The sequence below is a fragment of the Varibaculum prostatecancerukia genome (assembly GCF_943169825.2).
GTDB classification, from domain to species: Bacteria; Actinomycetota; Actinomycetes; order Actinomycetales; family Actinomycetaceae; genus Varibaculum; species Varibaculum prostatecancerukia.
The window spans coordinates 1454244-1469990 of the sequence record NZ_OW968402.1 but is presented as its reverse complement, the minus strand read 5'-3'; the positions used below and the strand labels follow the sequence as shown (position 1 = coordinate 1469990).

The following is a 15747-nucleotide window of genomic DNA, read 5'->3' as shown; positions in this document are numbered from 1 at the left end:
TACGCAGTAGACAATGAGGACATGAGTGAGCAAACCTATGTTTTTGATGCGACTGATCGTTGCGATACCTGCGGAGCGCAGGCGTGGGTTCTTGCCCGCCTGGAGGCCGGCAATCTGTTTTTCTGCGCCCATCACGCCCACGCCCTAGTGCCGGCTTTGCGGGAAAGTGGTGCCGAAATCGTGGATAACACCGAGCAGCTGCATTTCGAGGAAGCCCAAAACGCCCCGTTAACTTCGCTGTCCCGCGCCCGTTAAGCTGGAGACGCCATCTAGCTATTTGCCTTTGAACTGGGCTAAACCCGGAGTTTTAACTTTTCCCTATTAGTTTGTCTGTCCAGGTTGCTCTGCTTGGTCGGCTGGACTCGAATGCTTGGGTGCTATCGCCTCGGGAGAATCTGTCTTTAGAACTGTCAGGTCAGCTTGCGCTGGCTCGGCTGCGTGCCTGGGCTTGCTAGAGGGGAGCTCTTGTTCCGAGTCGTTCGAATTTCCCGGTTCTCCTGTTTCTTTCGATTGTGCGGGTTCGGGGGATTTCGCGGGTTGCCCGGACTGTCCAGGCTGCGGCGAGTGGGATGCATGTTGTCCGCTATGGGATTCGGCAGTTTGTCCCGATTCTCCCGGATTTCCTGGTTCTCCTGATTGTGGGGGAGTTGCAGGAGGTTGGAATCCTGGGGCAGGCGTTCCGTAGCCTTGAGGTGGCATCGGGTATCCAGCTTGCGAGCCTTGAGGATTAGCGGGCGGATAGGGATAAGGATACTGATAGGGATAGTAGCCACCTGGCACGGGCGCTCCCGCTTGTCCTTGCGGAGGAATATTCGGGGGATAGGGCGCAGCTCCCGGCGCACCAGGTGTACCTGATGGCGGATAGCCCGGCATGGGAGGTTGGACGGGGTTACCGGGCATAACGGGTGGAGCTGGGAAGTAGCCGTATCCGGGCGGATATCCACCTTGAGACGGCGCGCCTGAAATCGGGGATGTAGCACTACCTGGCATGGAGGGTTGCCCCGCGGGAATCCCAGAGGCTCCAGGTGCTGCCGGTTTGCCTCCAGGCATATAAGGCGCTGCTTCCTGCATTCCCGGAGCAGCTGACGCCGGATAACCCGGCATTGGGGGTCGGGCGGGGTATCCGGGCATAGCTGGTGGAGCTGGGAAGTAACCGTACTGGGGAGGATATCCATTTTGAGGAGAAACTGGGGGCATAGGAGGCTGAGCAGTGCCAGGAGCAGGCGGCTGCTCTGGAGACATTCTGCCAGCGTCCGAAGTAGACGGCTGATTCTCGGGCAACCCCTCAGCTTGAGCCCGGGGCGGATGTTCGCTCGGTGCTTCCGCAGTTTCGTTCTTAGGAGATGGCTCAGCCGATATTTGTGGAGAGCCAGGAACGTGCGGCTGCTCCCCGGGCATTACCAAATCCTTAGACACAGAGGGTTGAGGAATATCGGGCATAAAAGGCTGCCCGGTCGGGGTACCCACATCTGCGGAGACAGCAGGCTCAAATCCAGATCTGTCACCCGGATTAGGTAGGGGAGAATGAGCCTGAGACAGAGGTGGCTGCCCATCAGGTGTTTCCGAAACTCCAGGCCTTGGTGGTTGCCCCGCAGGAATCCCAGAGGCTCCAGGTGTAACCGGTATACCTCCAGGCTTAGAAGGCGCTGTTTCCTGTATCCCCGGAGCGACTGAAGCCGGATGCCTCGGTACCTGCGGATGGACAGGGTTTGGGGAGTTTCCGGGCACAGGCGGCGGGGGATAGGCGCCATATCCTGGCATAGACTGAGTAGAAGCTTGCTTATTCTTGCGGTTTCTTATCACTACCACCGCCGCAATCGCCGCTACAACTATTAGGACTATTGGGATGGTGATTCCCAGAATCAACCCCAAGTTGGAGCCATGACGGTCAGCAGTAATAGTTACTGTTTCGTCTATTTCGCTAGGATTATCTACTGACCAACTATTGCCAGAAGTGGATCCAATATTGGGTTGTACACTTTTAACTTTTCCGGGGAAGGTAATCCGGATTCCGCCGATATTACTCTCGTTTGCATCTGATGCCGCACCAATGTTGGGAGGAACGGACAAGGTAATTTCATCCTTGGTAATTTTCCAGCCGCTAGCGCTGTGGTCGCCCTCTCTTGCCTGCCCCGAAACTTCCAAAGAGATGTTTTTCCCTTGCTGGTCACAGCTTTCAACTTTGAAGTTACTCAGATCGCTGACTCCTCCGGGGAAAAGCTCAGTCGATGCTTTTAGCAACCCACAATTTAAACTGCCCCCCAGAAAACTCAGGGGGTCATCCGGCAACGGAATGTTGATAGATGCATGAACTTCTAAATCCTCATCTATAGACATATCAAGCAGATAGTCGTTGGCTGCATTTGCGGGTGCGGCCGGTATTGTTAGCGCGAATACAGCTAATAGCGTACCGATTAGCATCTTTGCTACGCGTTTCAAGGCGATTCCTTCTTCCTGGACTAGCTAAAGTCAGTCACTTAGGCACTTTCTTTACCTTTATTAACTCATATATTTATTCCGCTGGAGGTAAAACCAACACTCTAAAAGCATAGAAAGTTGCCCCCAAACGGACGGGAAGTCCCTCACAAAAGCGCGCCCTCGGAAAGCCGCTAGCAACCCTAAAAGCGCCACCCTCTAAACTAGAGAGGTGGCTACAAAGACGAAATCGGACTACACCGCCCGGCACCTGTCGGTACTAGAAGGACTTGACGCAGTTCGCAAGCGTCCCGGTATGTATATCGGCTCCACCGATCACCGCGGGCTGATGCACTGCCTGTGGGAAATCATCGACAACTCGGTAGATGAAGCCCTGGAAGGGTACTGTGACCAGATCGAGGTCACTATCGGCGATGACCATTCGGTATCGGTGTCCGATAATGGCCGCGGCATCCCCGTAGATAAAGTCCCCGGGGTAGGGCTATCCGGGGTGGAGGTCGTCTATACCAAGCTGCATGCGGGCGGAAAGTTCGGCACCGGCTCCTATGGGGCAGCGGGCGGCCTACATGGGGTAGGTGCCTCGGTAGTAAACGCCCTCTCTGCCCGCCTAGATGTGCAGGTAGATCGAGGCGGGAAAACCTATCAAATGTCTTTCCTGCGTGGAGAGCCCGGCGAGTTTGACGACACCGAATCCCGCACCCCTACCTCGCCGTTCAAGCCATTCACTAAAGAATCCAAACTGAAAGTAATAGGGAAAGCCCCCAAGAAAAAGACCGGAACCCGGGTGCGTTTTTGGGCAGATTTCCAGATTTTCCCCAAAACCGCCTCCACCGGATTCTCGTGGGAACACCTGCTGGAACGCGCGCGCCAAACCGCTTTCCTAGTGCCGGGTTTAACCATCGTTTGCCGCGATGAACGCCCCGAAGAACCCCTAGAGGAATCTTTCAAGGCCGAGGGCGGAACCGAAGATTTCGTCGATTTCCTCGCCCCCGATCAGGCGATTATCGACACCTGGTGTATCCGCGACCAGCGCACCTACAGTGAAACTATTCAACAGTTAGACCAAAAAAGCGGACATTTGCGCCCGGTCGAAGTCGAACGCACCTGCGATATTGATATTGCGATGCGCTGGGGCAACGGCTATGACACGGTTGAGCGTTCTTTCGTGAACATCGTGGCCACCCCCATGGGCGGCACCCACATTATGGGATTCGAAAACGCGCTGGTGCGGGTATTGCGCAGCCAGATTGATAAAAATAAGAAATCGAAGCGCCTGAAACTCACCCAAAAAGAAGCCAAGATCCGAATCGAAAAAGAGGACGTGATGGCGGGGCTGACCGCGGTAGTGACCGTGCGGTTGCCTGAACCCCAGTTCGAGGGGCAAACCAAGGAAGTTTTAGGTACCCCCCAAGTGCGCCAGGCAGTATCTAGCGCAGTCACCCAGTGGCTGGAAAAGAAGTTCTCTTCCTCCAAACGCGACGACAAGCAGCAAGTGTTTGCCCTGATGGAGAAAGTAGTAGGGGAGATGCGGGCGCGAGTGAGTGCGCGGCATCAAAAAGAGATTTCCCGACGTAAAAACGCCCTCGAAACCTCCTCACTACCGGCAAAACTAGCGGATTGTCGCTCCAATAAAGTTGAGGACTGTGAACTGTTTATCGTAGAGGGCGACTCGGCGCTAGGTACCGCCAAACAGGCACGATCAGCGGATTTCCAGGCCCTGCTGCCGATTCGCGGAAAAATCCTCAACACCCAAAAAGCCTCCACCTCCGATATGCTATCCAACGCCGAATGCGCAGCGATTATCCAGGTAATCGGGGCAGGTTCTGGTCGCAGCTTCGACCTGGATTCTGCCAGGTACGGCAAAGTCATTATGATGACCGATGCCGATGTGGATGGAGCCCATATTCGCACCCTGCTGCTCACCCTATTCTTCCGTTATATGCGCCCCCTGATTGCTGCCGGGAGAGTCTACGCGGCAGTACCCCCGCTGCATCGGATCGAAATCCCAGCTCAAGGGCGGAAAAAGAAAGAAATTATCTATACCTATTCCGAGGATGAGCTGCATCAGCGCCTGCACGCCCTCGCCAAGAGTGGACGCAAATATAAAGAACCTATCCAGCGCTATAAAGGTCTGGGCGAGATGGATGCCTCTCAGCTTGCAGAAACCACCATGCAACGCGGAAAACGCACCCTGCGGCAAATCACTTTCGCCGATGAAGCCGCGTTGGCGCAAGCCGAAAACATTTTCGAGCTGCTAATGGGATCCACGGTGGCGCCCCGCCGGGAATTCATCGTGGCCGGCGCAGACCAACTGGCAGCCGAACAAATAGATGCTTAACGGTTTCGGTTTGCTGCTTGCGCGCCAGTAAGATAAAAGTATGTCAACTTTGCGCGAACGGTTAGGGAGCCTACCAGCTGCCCCGGTACCCCCGGTTCATCTGGGGTTATATTGGCGTCCCTCGCGCGAAACTGATTCTTGGAAAATTCGGGAACTAATCCATTTAACTGAGAAGAATTCCCATCCGGCACGTCCTACTTCCGAGGGCGAGATTAGTCGGTTAACCCAGGCGCTGAGCCGCCCGGAACTGCAAGACTGTCTGATTGGACTAGATTCGCGCGGCAACTTGGCGGCTTTCGGGTCGGTCACTTTACAGCCGGACGAAAAAAGCTATGCCCGCGCCGATCTGTTTGCAGTTACCGCCGAGCATTGGCGAGGACGGGGAATAGGTCGCGCCCTGTTGGCTTGGCAAGATGTGCGTGCTCGGGAACTAATGTTGGGTTACTACGGCGAGGATTATGATCGGCCCGCCCAAATCCGCAATGTAGTAGACGAGCGCGCCGGGGATCGGCGAATGCTCTATGCGGCTGCTGGATTCTCTGCTCAACGCACCATAAAAGTTTTTTCGCACCGCTTAGACCCGGCTGTGCTAGCCTCCTTAGAAGAAAAGTTCCCTACGAAAGATGTGCGGATCATTTCTGCCCGCCGGCTTTCCCCCGATCACTGGGAAGAAATAAAAGCTTTGCACGTAGCTAACTCCGCGCGCCTATATGCCGATAAGGGGGATGCTTCCCGCTGGTGGGGGCGAGTTTTATCGAATCTGGCTCCCGATTTGTCCTTTGCAGCTGTTTCTATGAATTCTGGTCGCGTGCTTGCTTATTGTCTGGTGGTTTACCGGGATCTTTGCCAAAGCAGTTGCCTAGAATCTGAGGGTGCATCCGAAGAAATAATTCCCACAGTGGCGGTAGATATTTTCGGTGATGACCGCCAAAATGCCGATAACCACGGCGCAGATTTCGCGGTATTAAAACAGGTACTTTCCCGGGTGCTCACGGCCTGCGCACACTCAGGATATAAACAGGTATTCGCCGAAGATAACTACCCGACCCTGGGTGACCTCTCTGGGGTGTGTGCCGCCTGCGGCTTCAAACTGGCGGGGGCGCGCATGATTTATACGGTGGAGCTGTGATGAGCGGGCAGGAATGGTCGCTGCCGAAGAGCACCGGAAAATATGATTGGCGCAATCTCGGTCCCGATAACGTACCGGAAATGGGGAGCCTGATCCATCGGATTGAAGAATTCGACAATCCTCCCTTTAGGACAGCGATTTCTGAGGTAGAAGAGTTTTTTGCGGCACCCTCACGGTGGCGTACCATCGGTGCCTTCGGCCAGGAAAACAACCTGGTCGCCTATGCGCAGGTGCGTCCGCGGCTACTGGTAAACGAAGTGGTCTGCGAGGGTGGGGTAGATCCGCGCTATCGCGGCCAAGGTTTAGGACGCGCATCGATAGCTTGGCAGCGGGATCAGGCGCGCGCCCTCCTCGATCATTCGCGCCCCGGACGCGCCCTATTCTATGTGGAAGATATTGCCCCTGACCTGTCTGCGTTGCTCCTAGAGGCCGGATATCAGCAAACTGCTTCTTTCGTGGATGTTTCCCGGGATTTGACCGAGCCTATAAAGCTGCCGGAACTGCCTTATCCGTTCCAGATTGTGGCTTGGAATCAGGAACTAGATGAAATGTTGCGTCATACTTTAAACCGGATCCTGCAAGACCGAAATCCGGGGCCGGGTTACAGCGCGGAAGATTGGGCTACTCGCCGAGGAGCTTTCACTCCAGATTGTTCTTTTGTGGCGCTAGATAAAACCACTGATCGCTCCCAGATTGCCGGTTTCGCGCTGTCTTCCATCTATCGCCAAGACTGGAAGGCGGTGGGGAATCGTCAAGGCTATATTGATCTGCTGGGGTTACTGCCGGGATGGGAAAATGCCGCCATCTTGCAATCTTTAATCGCGTCGGTATTGAAAGCGTTTAAGAATCGGGGGTTCGCTACTACTGGAGCTCTCTTGCCGGAGGCTGCTGATGCTTTCACCCGGCGTCTATTCTTGGAGGCCGGATTTAAAGTCATCGGAACCTCTACCCAGTACGCGATTGAAACTCCCGCATCTGAAACGGACAATAACTCCCTCAACTAGGGACTTTACTTGCCTATTGCCCAACTAACTTGCCCCAAGAAAGCGATAGCCCCTTAACCCAAGAAATAGATTTGTCGCTTCAGCCCGCTACCAGAAGCGTCCCGCTTGTCAGTTTGCGCCGGTAACGACAGCGGGGTTCCGTCTTTGCTGAGGGCGCGCGGCGGGGTAGCGGTGATGGCCGCCAAAGACAGGCGGCTTTCACCCTTCAAGAAACGCTGGCAGCGCACCCCTTGTCCGGCGCGTCCCTTTTGGGGATACTGTGGCAAAGGAGTGACCTTCGCACTGGTTTGCCCGCTACCGGGGCCCGAAGAAGAAATTCCGGCAACTGTTGCCACTAGGGAAGATTCTAGGTCGTCTTCACTAACCAAAGCGGCAGCGATTACTTGGTCGCCCTCTGCCAGTTTCATTCCGGAAATGCCCTGGCCAGAGCGTCCTTGGGGGCGTACTTTATCTGCCGGGGTGCGCAGCAGTTGCGCTGCCGAAGAAATCAGCACGAAAGCACCGTCATCGCCTCCACTGCCAGCTGCCACCACCTGGTCACCGCTGTCTAGACCGATTATGGAATAAGAATCCTGGGTAGCCAACACCTGCGGCCGGATCCGTTTAATAACCCCAGCAGCCGTGGCCGCCCACCAAGTCGGTCCTTCTTCATCCAGGGGAACCAGCCCCACTATTTCTTCGCCTTCCTCCAGGCTGAGCAGCCGTGAAATCGGAGGCGTACCCCGCAGTGAAGGAGCTGCTGCTGACCGTACCAAAGCTGGTACTTCCAGGGCAGTAAGTTTATATAAAGTTCCCAGGGAGCTAATCGCGCCCACCTGGCCGCGAGCGGTAGTTTGGGCTGTAGCAATAATTGCATCCCAGGGCTCGCGTTGACCGTCAGTAGCAAAAGGTTCGTGTCCAGAAAAACGCGCCACCAGGCCGCCTGCCCCTAAAACCACCGTGGCAGGCTCATCGGGAATCTCTAGAGGTGCGTCTTGCTCGGCGGCTAACTGGGCGGCGCCCTCTTCTGCCAGCAGCACCGTTCGCCGCGGATCCGAACGTTTTTGGGCTACTTCCCGCAGCTCACTCACCACCAGCTCTTGCCGTTTTTCTCGGGAGGCAATCAACGCTTCCAGCTCGGCGATTTCTTCGGTCAAGCGGTCACGCTCCGCCTCTAATTCCAGGCGAGAAAACTTAGTTAACCTGCGCAGTTGCAGGGACAAGATATGTTCAGACTGCACATCATCTAAGTCGAAAGCCTCCATTAAGCGGGCTTTTGCTTGAGCAGCATCCTCGGAGGCGCGAATAATCTGAATAACGTCATCAATATCGAGGACTGCGACTAGCAGCCCTTGCACTAAATGCAGCCGTTCTTGCCGTTTACGCAGGCGGTACTGGCTGCGGCGCATCACAATCTCCATGCGGTGATCGAGGAACACTTGCAGCATTTCTTTTAGCCCCAAAGTGCGCGGCTGCCCATCGACCAAAGCTACCGCGTTAATCCCGAAAGAATCCTCCATCGGGGTGTGCTTAAAGAGGGCGGCGCGCACCGCCTCGGGGTTGAACCCGGATTTAACTTCGATAACTAGGCGCATATCGTGGTCGCGGTCAGTTAAGTTAGTGACCGCAGAAATACCTTTTATCCTGCCCTTTTGCACTCCATCTTTGATTTTTTCAATGACTTTTTCTGGACCGATCATATAAGGCAGTTCGGTGACCACAATCCCCATCTTGCGGGCAGTAACTCGCTCAATCGAGGTCTTGGCGCGAGTGCGGAAAATTCCCCTCCCGGTTTCGTAGGCTTGGCGTACACCGTCCAGCCCCACAATGATTCCGCCGCCTGGCAGGTCGGGACCGGGAATAAAACGCATTAAATCTTCGGTAGTTGCCTCGGGATTTTCTAGCAGATGAATCGCGCCGGCCACGGTTTCCCCCAAGTTGTGAGGGGGAATGTAGGTGGCCATTCCGACTGCAATCCCATTGGCGCCATTTACTAGCAGGTTCGGGAAAGCTGCCGGGAGCACCGCCGGTTGCATGAACTGGTTATCGTAGTTGGGAACAAAATCTACGACGTCCTCATCTAGATTGGACACCATATCTTGCGCGGTCGGCGCCATCCGCACTTCCGTATAGCGCGCCGCCGCCGGGCCGTCATCTAAGGAACCAAAGTTTCCGTGCCCATCCACCAGCGGCATCCGCAGGTTAAAGTCTTGTGCCAGGCGCACAATCGCGTCATAGATGGCGCTATCGCCGTGGGGGTGGAGCTTACCCATAACTTCCCCCACCACCCGGGAGCTTTTTACGTGCCCTTTGTTCGGCCATAACCCCATTTCGCTCATCATATAGACGATGCGCCGCTGTACCGGCTTTAGCCCATCCCGGGCATCTGGCAGGGCGCGCGCATAAATCACCGAATAGGCGTATTCCAGGAAGGAAGTACGCATTTCCTCGGACACATCGATATGGGTGATGTGTTCTTGAGGTGTCTGACTTTCCGAAGGGGTAGCTTTCTTCGGCTTGGGCTTCACCGGAGTAGTAGTCGCGGCCTTAAGACTTTGTTTCTTGGCCTCTGGCTGGTCGAGTTCGCCGCTAGCAGGCATAGCTGTAGAAAACAGGTCAGGCTGATCGGGTTCATGCGACTTTTTACTCACCTTATTATCAAAGCAAAAAACTTGGCTCTAGTCAGATTTGGCTCGCGGATGTGAGAACATAAGAGGTATGAATCACCGTGAGGAAACAATGCCTGGAATGCGGATTTGGGATATTTTACCGACTGCTTTTGGGGCGCTTAACTGGCAGGAGGAAACCGAGTTTTCTGCCACGCTGCGGCAGCTAATGGGGAAAGGTAAGCGCCGGCTCTGCCTAGTGGCGATAGATGGCATGGGACAGCGGCTGCTTGCAGCTAGGCGGGGGCATATTCCTTTTATGCGGCCTTACCTCACGCAGGCGGAGGACGCCTGGGGGCAACCAGTCAGAACCTGCGTCCCCTCCACCACCGTGGCGGCCTTAACTAGCCTGCACACTGGGCTTTCACCTGCAAAAACCGGGATGCTGGGGTATCAGTGTTGGGATCCGGTGGCTAGGCGCGTCCTCAATCTGATTACTTTTGAAGGCTTTAACCGACCGGCGCGTTCCTGGTGCGACCAGCCTACTTATTTCACTCGCGCCCGCCAGCTGGACCTGGAGGCACTGGCGCTAGTTCCCCCGGATTTTGTGGGTTCTACGCTGAGTGAAATAACTTTGCGAGACGCGAATCTCAAGGTATCTACGGAACTTTCCCAGCGTTGTTCCCACGCCCTGCAAGCCTTTAAACAAGGTGCCGATTATGTCTATTTATACTGGTCGCAGCTGGATCATTGGGGGCATAATCGCGGATGGTCACACCCTAGGTGGCTGCAAGAATTGGAAGCGATTGACCGGGGATTATCTGAGTTACGCGCCCAGTTGCCCCAAGATGTTGCCATGGTGATAACCGCAGATCACGGCATGGTCAACGTCACCGCGGAAACCACTATTGATTTAGCTACCTGCGAGTTAGCCTCGCAGATAGCTGCAGTTTCGGGGGAGCCGCGCGCCCTCCATATTCACCTCAAGGAACAGTATCTAGGACAGGATCCCGCCGGAAATCGCACCCGGAAGGCCCCTAAAGCGCTGGTGCTCGTGCAGTGGCAAAAACTGGTTGCCGGGCGCGGTCAAATAGTGGCTGATTACCGGGAAGTTTACGGAGATATTAGCGATCCGAACCGCATAGGAGACTTCACTATTTTTGCAAACGATAACTACCAGTTCGTGGATTCGCGTTTCCACAGCCGCGGGGTTTTAAAAATGGTGGGGGTACACGGTGCTTTAAGCGATGCGGAGATAGAAATCCCTTTGATTATTGTCTAGAGGACGGGCATACATTGTGCTTGGCTTTAGCGGGGCTTGGTGCCGAAAACAATATCGTCCCAGCTGGGGATAGATTTTCTACCGGAACGGCGATGTTTACCCTTGCCTTTGGAGCGGCTATCACTCGAGGCCAGGACAGTTTTATCGCTATCCTCAACATTTTCCATTCCCGGAAGGACTGGCGCACTGGAAAGCTCATTTTCGACCGGGGGAGGAGGTGCTGGTCGGGAAGGGGCATCCGCTTCGGGTGCCGGGCCGGACAGGGCGCGCCTAGTCAAATCCAGATTTAGTGCCTCGGTTTCAGAGAGGGTACCTACAAGAGTAGGTTCCGGGGAGTCCCACACTTGGTCGGGCGGGCGATTAACTGGCGTAGGCTGGCTGGGGGAGTCAGGCGCAACCGGGATGCTGCTGCCGGGTTTACCATGTAAAGAAACCACCTCTGCCTGCTCTTTTGCGGTATTCTCAGCCGGGGTGTCGCGGTGGTCTTCCTCCTCTAAATCGGCAAGTTCCTCTAGATCAGCTTGATCTTCCGGGAGTTGCACATCGGGAGTAGCGTCGCGTTTTCCTCGGGCAGCTGCCAGCGCATCTAAGAGTGCATCCGTACCGGTATCCGGTTTTTCCGGTGGGGCGGATTGCGCGGATGAAAGTGGGAAAAACTCTTCGAAACTGGATACCTTAGAGGCCGGTTGGGAAGATTCGGTTAACCATATAGCTTCTTGGTCAAGCGCGCTGACTGTAGAGGCACCCGCCTCCATATGCCAGCGAGCAGTAAGGTCGCGGGCATCTTGGGTGAAAGTCAAAATAATTTCCCAAGGGCCTTTTCCGCTGCGAACCGCATCCCAACGCAAAGAATCTGCGGAAACCCCCCGTGCCGCTAGGCGATCAATAACCAAGTCGCCCAGGTGAGGAGAATCTGATTCCCCTCCCACCTGGCAGGCCTGCGCCAGATTTGCGGCATGGCGCCGTTCAGCCAAAATCGGGGTGGCGTAGCGGCGCACCTTTGCTTCCGGAACCTCAAACTTGTCTGCGATTTCACCGATAGTGCTGCCGGCACGCAATAAGGATTGTATTTTTCGCGGAGAAACTGTTTTTTGGGGACTTTGGGGTACCGCCTCCAAATTGGGACGCTCAGGACGTAGCGCATCGCGTAACTCCTGGGTAATAGCCAAGGCATAGCGGGTGCCTTCCTCATCATTGAGAATCAGCTGATTACCGTCTGGGTGCAACCCCAACAGCTCTAGGTCTTTCATATTCCTCCGTTCCCTTGCTTCGAGATTGCCACGTTCATAGGCATTTTTTGCCTATTAGGCGCGGTGTGTCTGTCGTATCTAGCATTTTAGGGCTTGAAGTGTTAATATCCCCGCGTCTATTGTTTACTTAACTGATGACCCAAGCATCGCTTTAAGAAGGGACGAACCGTGGCAACAGATTATGACGCCCCCCGTAAAAATGAAGAGGAAGTAGAACAAGACTCCCTGGAGGAGCTGAAGGCTCGCCGTGCGGAGGCCAGTGGCTCAGCCGAGGTCGATGAGGACGAAAACGCAGCTGCCGAAGATTTTGAGCTGCCTGGCGCTGACTTATCGGGTGAGGAACTTTCTGTCCAGGTGATTCCGGCACAAGATGACGAGTTCACCTGCTCGGTCTGCTTCCTGGTGCAGCACCGTTCCCGCCTAGCGGGCGCGGTTGACGGCAAACCTGTTTGCCGCGACTGTGCCGAATAAGCTGGCGTTATGAAATTTTTTCCTTCCCGTCGCAAACGCGTCCTGCAGGGCGAATCTTCTGAAGGCGCGGCAGACCTGAGCGATTCCTCAAATCCGGTCAAACCGCAGCCTCCTGCGGGATCTGGCGCAAATGATTCGCAAGTTTCGCCAGCTGCTACCGGTCCGCAGCCGAGCGCGGAACCCCCAGAGAACCGGGGTCCCTATAGCGAAGGGGATTCCCCAGGAGGCAGCGACTTCTTAGATCTGGGAGCCATCCGGATTCCCTTAATTCCTGGGTTGCAATTGTTTCCGGTTCAAGATGATTATGGCAATATCTTGGCAGTAGAAATAGTGGCGGGAACAGGGCAAATGCAGCTTTCTGCTTTCGCGATGCAACGCTCTGGGGGGCTTTGGGATAAGATCCGCGTGGAGCTTGCGGAACAGCTTAAATCTCAGGAATACCAGATTTTTCCGCTGCCCGGCCCCTTTGGGGAAGCAGTGTTGGCGCGCCCGATTCCGGGAGGAAAATCTGCCGGTGAGGGCGCTTTACCCCTGCTTTTGTGGGGCGTCGAGGGTGAACGTTGGTTGCTACGGGTAATCGTGCGCGGCCTGGCTGCTGAAGATGAAAATACTCGGCAGCAACTTTTGGACGTGTTGCATGGCCTGGAGGTCGTACGCGGGGAAGAAGCACGAGTTCCCGGCGAACTATTACCAATCGTGCTCCCTCAGCAGGTGCGTGAACAACTGGAAGCAGGCGAGCAGTGAATAACGAATTGGCAACAGGTAGCGAGGCGAGCGAAACCGCGCAAGCTGAAACCGCTGAAGCTGCGGTAGCCTCTAAGGTTTGCGAGGTAGCTGAGCGGCAAAAAGCCTCGCTATTTGGGGTTTTGCGTTCAGTTACTTTCCCCCCACCCACTGCAACCGGGTCTTTCTCTGGTACTTTATTTGACGGTACCGGTTCGATAGAAGTGGTTTGGTTAGGACGAAAAAGCGTTCCCGGTATCAAAGCCGGAATCCGCTTGGCAGTCCAGGGAATGGTTATTTCTCGCTCCAATGGACTGTGCGTTATCAACCCAACTTTCCAGATTGAACCGGTTATAGCTAATGGCCACTAATCCTGTAGAGGCGGCGGGCAAAGATCCTACTAATCCCGACGATTCTTCTTTGCCTCGCGAAAATCCGATAGCAACCCCGGGAAAAATCAGCGGATTGGGGGCGCAACTTGGATCGCAACATTTCTCAATTCGAGAGGCAATCGGCGGGCCTTGGGGTGCGCTAGAGGCCACTTTACCCACCATCTTGGTGGTAGTAATCTATCCCTTCACTCAATCCTTGCGCCTGCCGGTGATCCTGGCACTCGCGGCCACCCTGATTTTCGGGGTTATTCGCCTGCATCGCCGGCAAAGTCTGCGTCAGGTACTCGCTGGCCTAGCAGGTACTCTGATTAGCGTGTTTTGGGCTTGGCGCAGCGGACAGGTCGAAAATTTTTTTGCCTTCGGTTTTTGGATAAACGGGGTCTACTCAGTGGTATTGTTGCTGACCATCCTGGCTCGCCGACCTGCAATCGGCTGGCTGGTAGCTGGGGCAATCGGCAAACTAGACAGTTGGCGCCAGGCGCATGCTCGCAAATTTTATGAACTTTCCCGGCTCTGCACCTGGCTATGGATAGGGCTTTTTACCTTGCGACTAGTGGTGGAACTACCGCTTTACTACGCGAACCTCTTGGTACCCCTGGGGGCGGCGCGACTAATCTTAGGTTTGCCCGCATTCGTCCTCATCGGATATTTCAACTGGGTGTTACTGCGCGGTGAAACCAGCCGTCTGCGCGCCAACTAGTAACTGCTAATAACTGCGCGAGAACATTAACCAATCTGCGTCCTAGTTAATCTTCTTGCGCCGGATCAGCTACTTCCTCGGGAGGTGGAGCAAATAGCGCGCTTATTTGCTCTAAATCTTCCTCAGTTTCGGAGCTAAACAGCATTAGCAGTTCGTCAGAGCCTTGCACCAGGGTATCTGGGAGGGGAGAAAGCGGGCGCGAATCACGCAACACTGCTGCGAGCACCACCGAAGGCGGCAAGTCGAGAGCGGAGAGCGGCCTTCCGGTTAAGGGAGAGTCCTCCGGGACTGTCAGGGAATACATATTGGTGTGCGAGGTGTGGAAACGAAACAGATGCACCGGAATCCCCACGGATACTACCTCTTCTACCAGGGAAGTCATTACTCGCGGAGTGGACACCGCCACGTCAACGCCCCAGGCATCATCAAAAAGCCATTCGTTTTTTGCGTTGTTTACCCGCGCCACCGTTTTCGGCACCCCGAACTCGGTTTTCGCCAGCAGACAAACCACCAGATTAACTTTGTCATTCCCGGTAGCGCAGACCACCACGTCGGCCTGACTGATCTCGGCTTTAGAAAGAGTCTCCAGGGAGCAGGCATCGCCCAACACCCAGTCTGCTTGGGGAATTGAGGCTACTTCCATCCGCGCGGAATGGTTATCTATCAAAGTCACTTCATAGCCGTTAGTAACCAGTTCTCGGGCAATAGAGCGCCCCACGGAGCCGGCTCCGGCGATTACAACCCGCATCTAAACCTCCTGCTTTGGGGGGCGTTTAAAAGCCCGTTCGATCTCCGCTGCCCGCTGGGAGGGAACTGTACAAATCAGCTCATCACCCTCTTGGATGACCAGGGATGACAGGTTGAAATAGGGTTCGCCATCGCGCCCAATATAGGCAACCTTAATATCTAGCAGTCTCTGGGTCTTTTGCAGCGAAACCCCCACCCAACTTTCGCTGGGGATAATCCGCAGCACCTTCACCTGGTAGACGGAATCAGAGTAGGCGACCTGGGTGTCATCCGGCAGCATATGGCGCAGCATTTCCGAGGCAGTCCAAGATACCGGAGAAGTAGTGTTAATCCCCAACTTCCGATAAATCTCGGCGCGGCGAATATCGTAAATCCGCGCGACTACCCGGTCAATCCCAAAGGTTTCCCGGGCAATACGCGCCGCCAAAATATTGGTGTTGTCTCCATTAGAGATAGCCGCAAAAGCATAGGCTTCTTCGATATTCGCGCGCTCTAATACTTCCCGGTCAAACCCCATTCCGGAAACTTTTTGCCCGGTAAAGTTAGCGGGCAGTTTCCGAAAAGCCTCGGGGTTAGAGTCAATAATCGCCACCGAGTGTCCCTGTTCATCAAGGGTCTGGGCGACGCGGGCGCCTACTCGCCCCGAGCCTAAAACTACGAAGTGCATGCAAGTAGCGTAAACCTTTTTGC

The 15747-nt window shown here is 55.1% G+C and carries 14 protein-coding genes; 9 read left to right on the top strand and 5 right to left on the bottom strand.

Going from position 1 to position 15747, the window contains the following annotated elements:
* The first annotated feature begins 21 nt into the window (after nt 1–21).
* A complete protein-coding gene (locus tag KO216_RS06410; RefSeq protein ID WP_215523421.1) occupies nt 22–255 on the top strand; it encodes a DUF7455 domain-containing protein in 234 nt (77 codons plus the stop codon).
* A 66-nt stretch (nt 256–321) separates the two neighbouring features.
* On the opposite strand, the gene KO216_RS06405 is transcribed toward KO216_RS06410, so the two are convergent.
* The gene (locus KO216_RS06405) at nt 322–2439 is read right to left on the bottom strand and encodes a hypothetical protein (protein ID WP_215523420.1); all 2118 of its coding nucleotides are present in this window, start codon (nt 2437–2439) and stop codon (nt 322–324) included.
* Between the two features lie 208 nt (nt 2440–2647).
* On the opposite strand from KO216_RS06405, the gene KO216_RS06400 reads away from it, so the two are divergent.
* Genes KO216_RS06400 through KO216_RS06390 form a run of 3 tightly spaced genes read left to right on the top strand, consistent with a single transcriptional unit; the run spans nt 2648 to nt 6907 of the window.
* The gene (locus tag KO216_RS06400) at nt 2648–4774 is read left to right on the top strand and encodes a DNA gyrase/topoisomerase IV subunit B (protein WP_215523419.1); all 2127 of its coding nucleotides are present in this window, start codon (nt 2648–2650) and stop codon (nt 4772–4774) included.
* A gap of 40 nt (nt 4775–4814) precedes the next feature.
* Entirely contained in the window at nt 4815–5903 is a 1089-nt protein-coding gene (locus tag KO216_RS06395) for a GNAT family N-acetyltransferase (RefSeq protein WP_215523418.1), read from the top strand.
* Nucleotides 5903–6907 (top strand): GNAT family N-acetyltransferase, encoded by a 1005-nt coding sequence (locus KO216_RS06390; protein WP_215523417.1) that lies wholly within the window; start codon nt 5903–5905, stop codon nt 6905–6907. Before KO216_RS06395 ends, KO216_RS06390 begins: the two co-directional genes overlap by 1 nt.
* A 53-nt stretch (nt 6908–6960) precedes the next feature.
* Here the strand turns inward: KO216_RS06390 and KO216_RS06385 are convergent, their stop codons facing one another.
* Nucleotides 6961–9330 carry a DNA gyrase/topoisomerase IV subunit A gene (locus KO216_RS06385; RefSeq protein ID WP_251452086.1) on the bottom strand — a complete coding sequence of 790 codons (2370 nt, stop codon included), beginning with the start codon at nt 9328–9330 and terminating at the stop codon, nt 6961–6963.
* Nucleotides 9331–9604: 274 nt separating this feature from the next.
* On the opposite strand from KO216_RS06385, the gene KO216_RS06380 reads away from it, so the two are divergent.
* Entirely contained in the window at nt 9605–10774 is a 1170-nt protein-coding gene (locus KO216_RS06380) for an alkaline phosphatase family protein (RefSeq protein WP_215523416.1), read from the top strand.
* 26 nt (nt 10775–10800) lie between these two features.
* Here the strand turns inward: KO216_RS06380 and sepH are convergent, their stop codons facing one another.
* A complete protein-coding gene (sepH, locus tag KO216_RS06375; RefSeq protein ID WP_215523415.1) occupies nt 10801–12024 on the bottom strand; it encodes a septation protein SepH in 1224 nt (407 codons plus the stop codon).
* Between the two features lie 168 nt (nt 12025–12192).
* Between sepH and KO216_RS06370 the strand changes: the two genes are divergently transcribed.
* Genes KO216_RS06370 through KO216_RS06355 form a run of 4 tightly spaced genes read left to right on the top strand, consistent with a single transcriptional unit; the run spans nt 12193 to nt 14310 of the window.
* Nucleotides 12193–12495: a DUF4193 domain-containing protein gene (locus tag KO216_RS06370; protein WP_215523414.1), complete on the top strand. Its 303-nt coding sequence runs from the start codon at nt 12193–12195 to the stop codon at nt 12493–12495.
* Between the two features lie 9 nt (nt 12496–12504).
* The gene (locus KO216_RS06365; protein WP_215523413.1) at nt 12505–13239 is read left to right on the top strand and encodes a DUF3710 domain-containing protein; all 735 of its coding nucleotides are present in this window, start codon (nt 12505–12507) and stop codon (nt 13237–13239) included.
* Nucleotides 13236–13589, top strand: coding sequence for a single stranded DNA-binding domain-containing protein (locus KO216_RS06360; protein WP_215523412.1), 354 nt, complete (start codon nt 13236–13238; stop codon nt 13587–13589). Before KO216_RS06365 ends, KO216_RS06360 begins: the two co-directional genes overlap by 4 nt.
* Nucleotides 13579–14310, top strand: a complete 732-nt coding sequence (locus tag KO216_RS06355) for a DUF3159 domain-containing protein (protein ID WP_215523411.1) — start codon at nt 13579–13581, stop codon at nt 14308–14310. Before KO216_RS06360 ends, KO216_RS06355 begins: the two co-directional genes overlap by 11 nt.
* A gap of 46 nt (nt 14311–14356) precedes the next feature.
* Here KO216_RS06355 and KO216_RS06350 read toward each other — a convergent pair whose 3' ends face one another.
* The gene (locus tag KO216_RS06350; protein ID WP_215523410.1) at nt 14357–15058 is read right to left on the bottom strand and encodes a potassium channel family protein; all 702 of its coding nucleotides are present in this window, start codon (nt 15056–15058) and stop codon (nt 14357–14359) included.
* Nucleotides 15059–15724, bottom strand: coding sequence for a potassium channel family protein (locus KO216_RS06345; protein ID WP_215523409.1), 666 nt, complete (start codon nt 15722–15724; stop codon nt 15059–15061).
* Nucleotides 15725–15747 lie beyond the last annotated feature (23 nt).

Excerpts from the sequence above, each read along its gene's own strand:
- KO216_RS06350 (WP_215523410.1), bottom strand. The coding sequence starts at position 15,058 with ATGCGGGTTGTAATCGCCGGAGCCGGCTCCGTGGGGCGCTCTATTGCC.
- KO216_RS06380 (WP_215523416.1), top strand. The coding sequence starts at position 9,605 with ATGAATCACCGTGAGGAAACAATGCCTGGAATGCGGATTTGGGATATT.
- KO216_RS06365 (WP_215523413.1), top strand. The coding sequence starts at position 12,505 with ATGAAATTTTTTCCTTCCCGTCGCAAACGCGTCCTGCAGGGCGAATCT.
- KO216_RS06390 (WP_215523417.1), top strand. The coding sequence starts at position 5,903 with ATGAGCGGGCAGGAATGGTCGCTGCCGAAGAGCACCGGAAAATATGAT.
- sepH (WP_215523415.1), bottom strand. The coding sequence starts at position 12,024 with ATGAAAGACCTAGAGCTGTTGGGGTTGCACCCAGACGGTAATCAGCTG.
- KO216_RS06345 (WP_215523409.1), bottom strand. The coding sequence starts at position 15,724 with ATGCACTTCGTAGTTTTAGGCTCGGGGCGAGTAGGCGCCCGCGTCGCC.
- KO216_RS06385 (WP_251452086.1), bottom strand. The coding sequence starts at position 9,330 with ATGCGTACTTCCTTCCTGGAATACGCCTATTCGGTGATTTATGCGCGC.
- KO216_RS06410 (WP_215523421.1), top strand. The coding sequence starts at position 22 with ATGAGTGAGCAAACCTATGTTTTTGATGCGACTGATCGTTGCGATACC.
- KO216_RS06395 (WP_215523418.1), top strand. The coding sequence starts at position 4,815 with ATGTCAACTTTGCGCGAACGGTTAGGGAGCCTACCAGCTGCCCCGGTA.
- KO216_RS06355 (WP_215523411.1), top strand. The coding sequence starts at position 13,579 with ATGGCCACTAATCCTGTAGAGGCGGCGGGCAAAGATCCTACTAATCCC.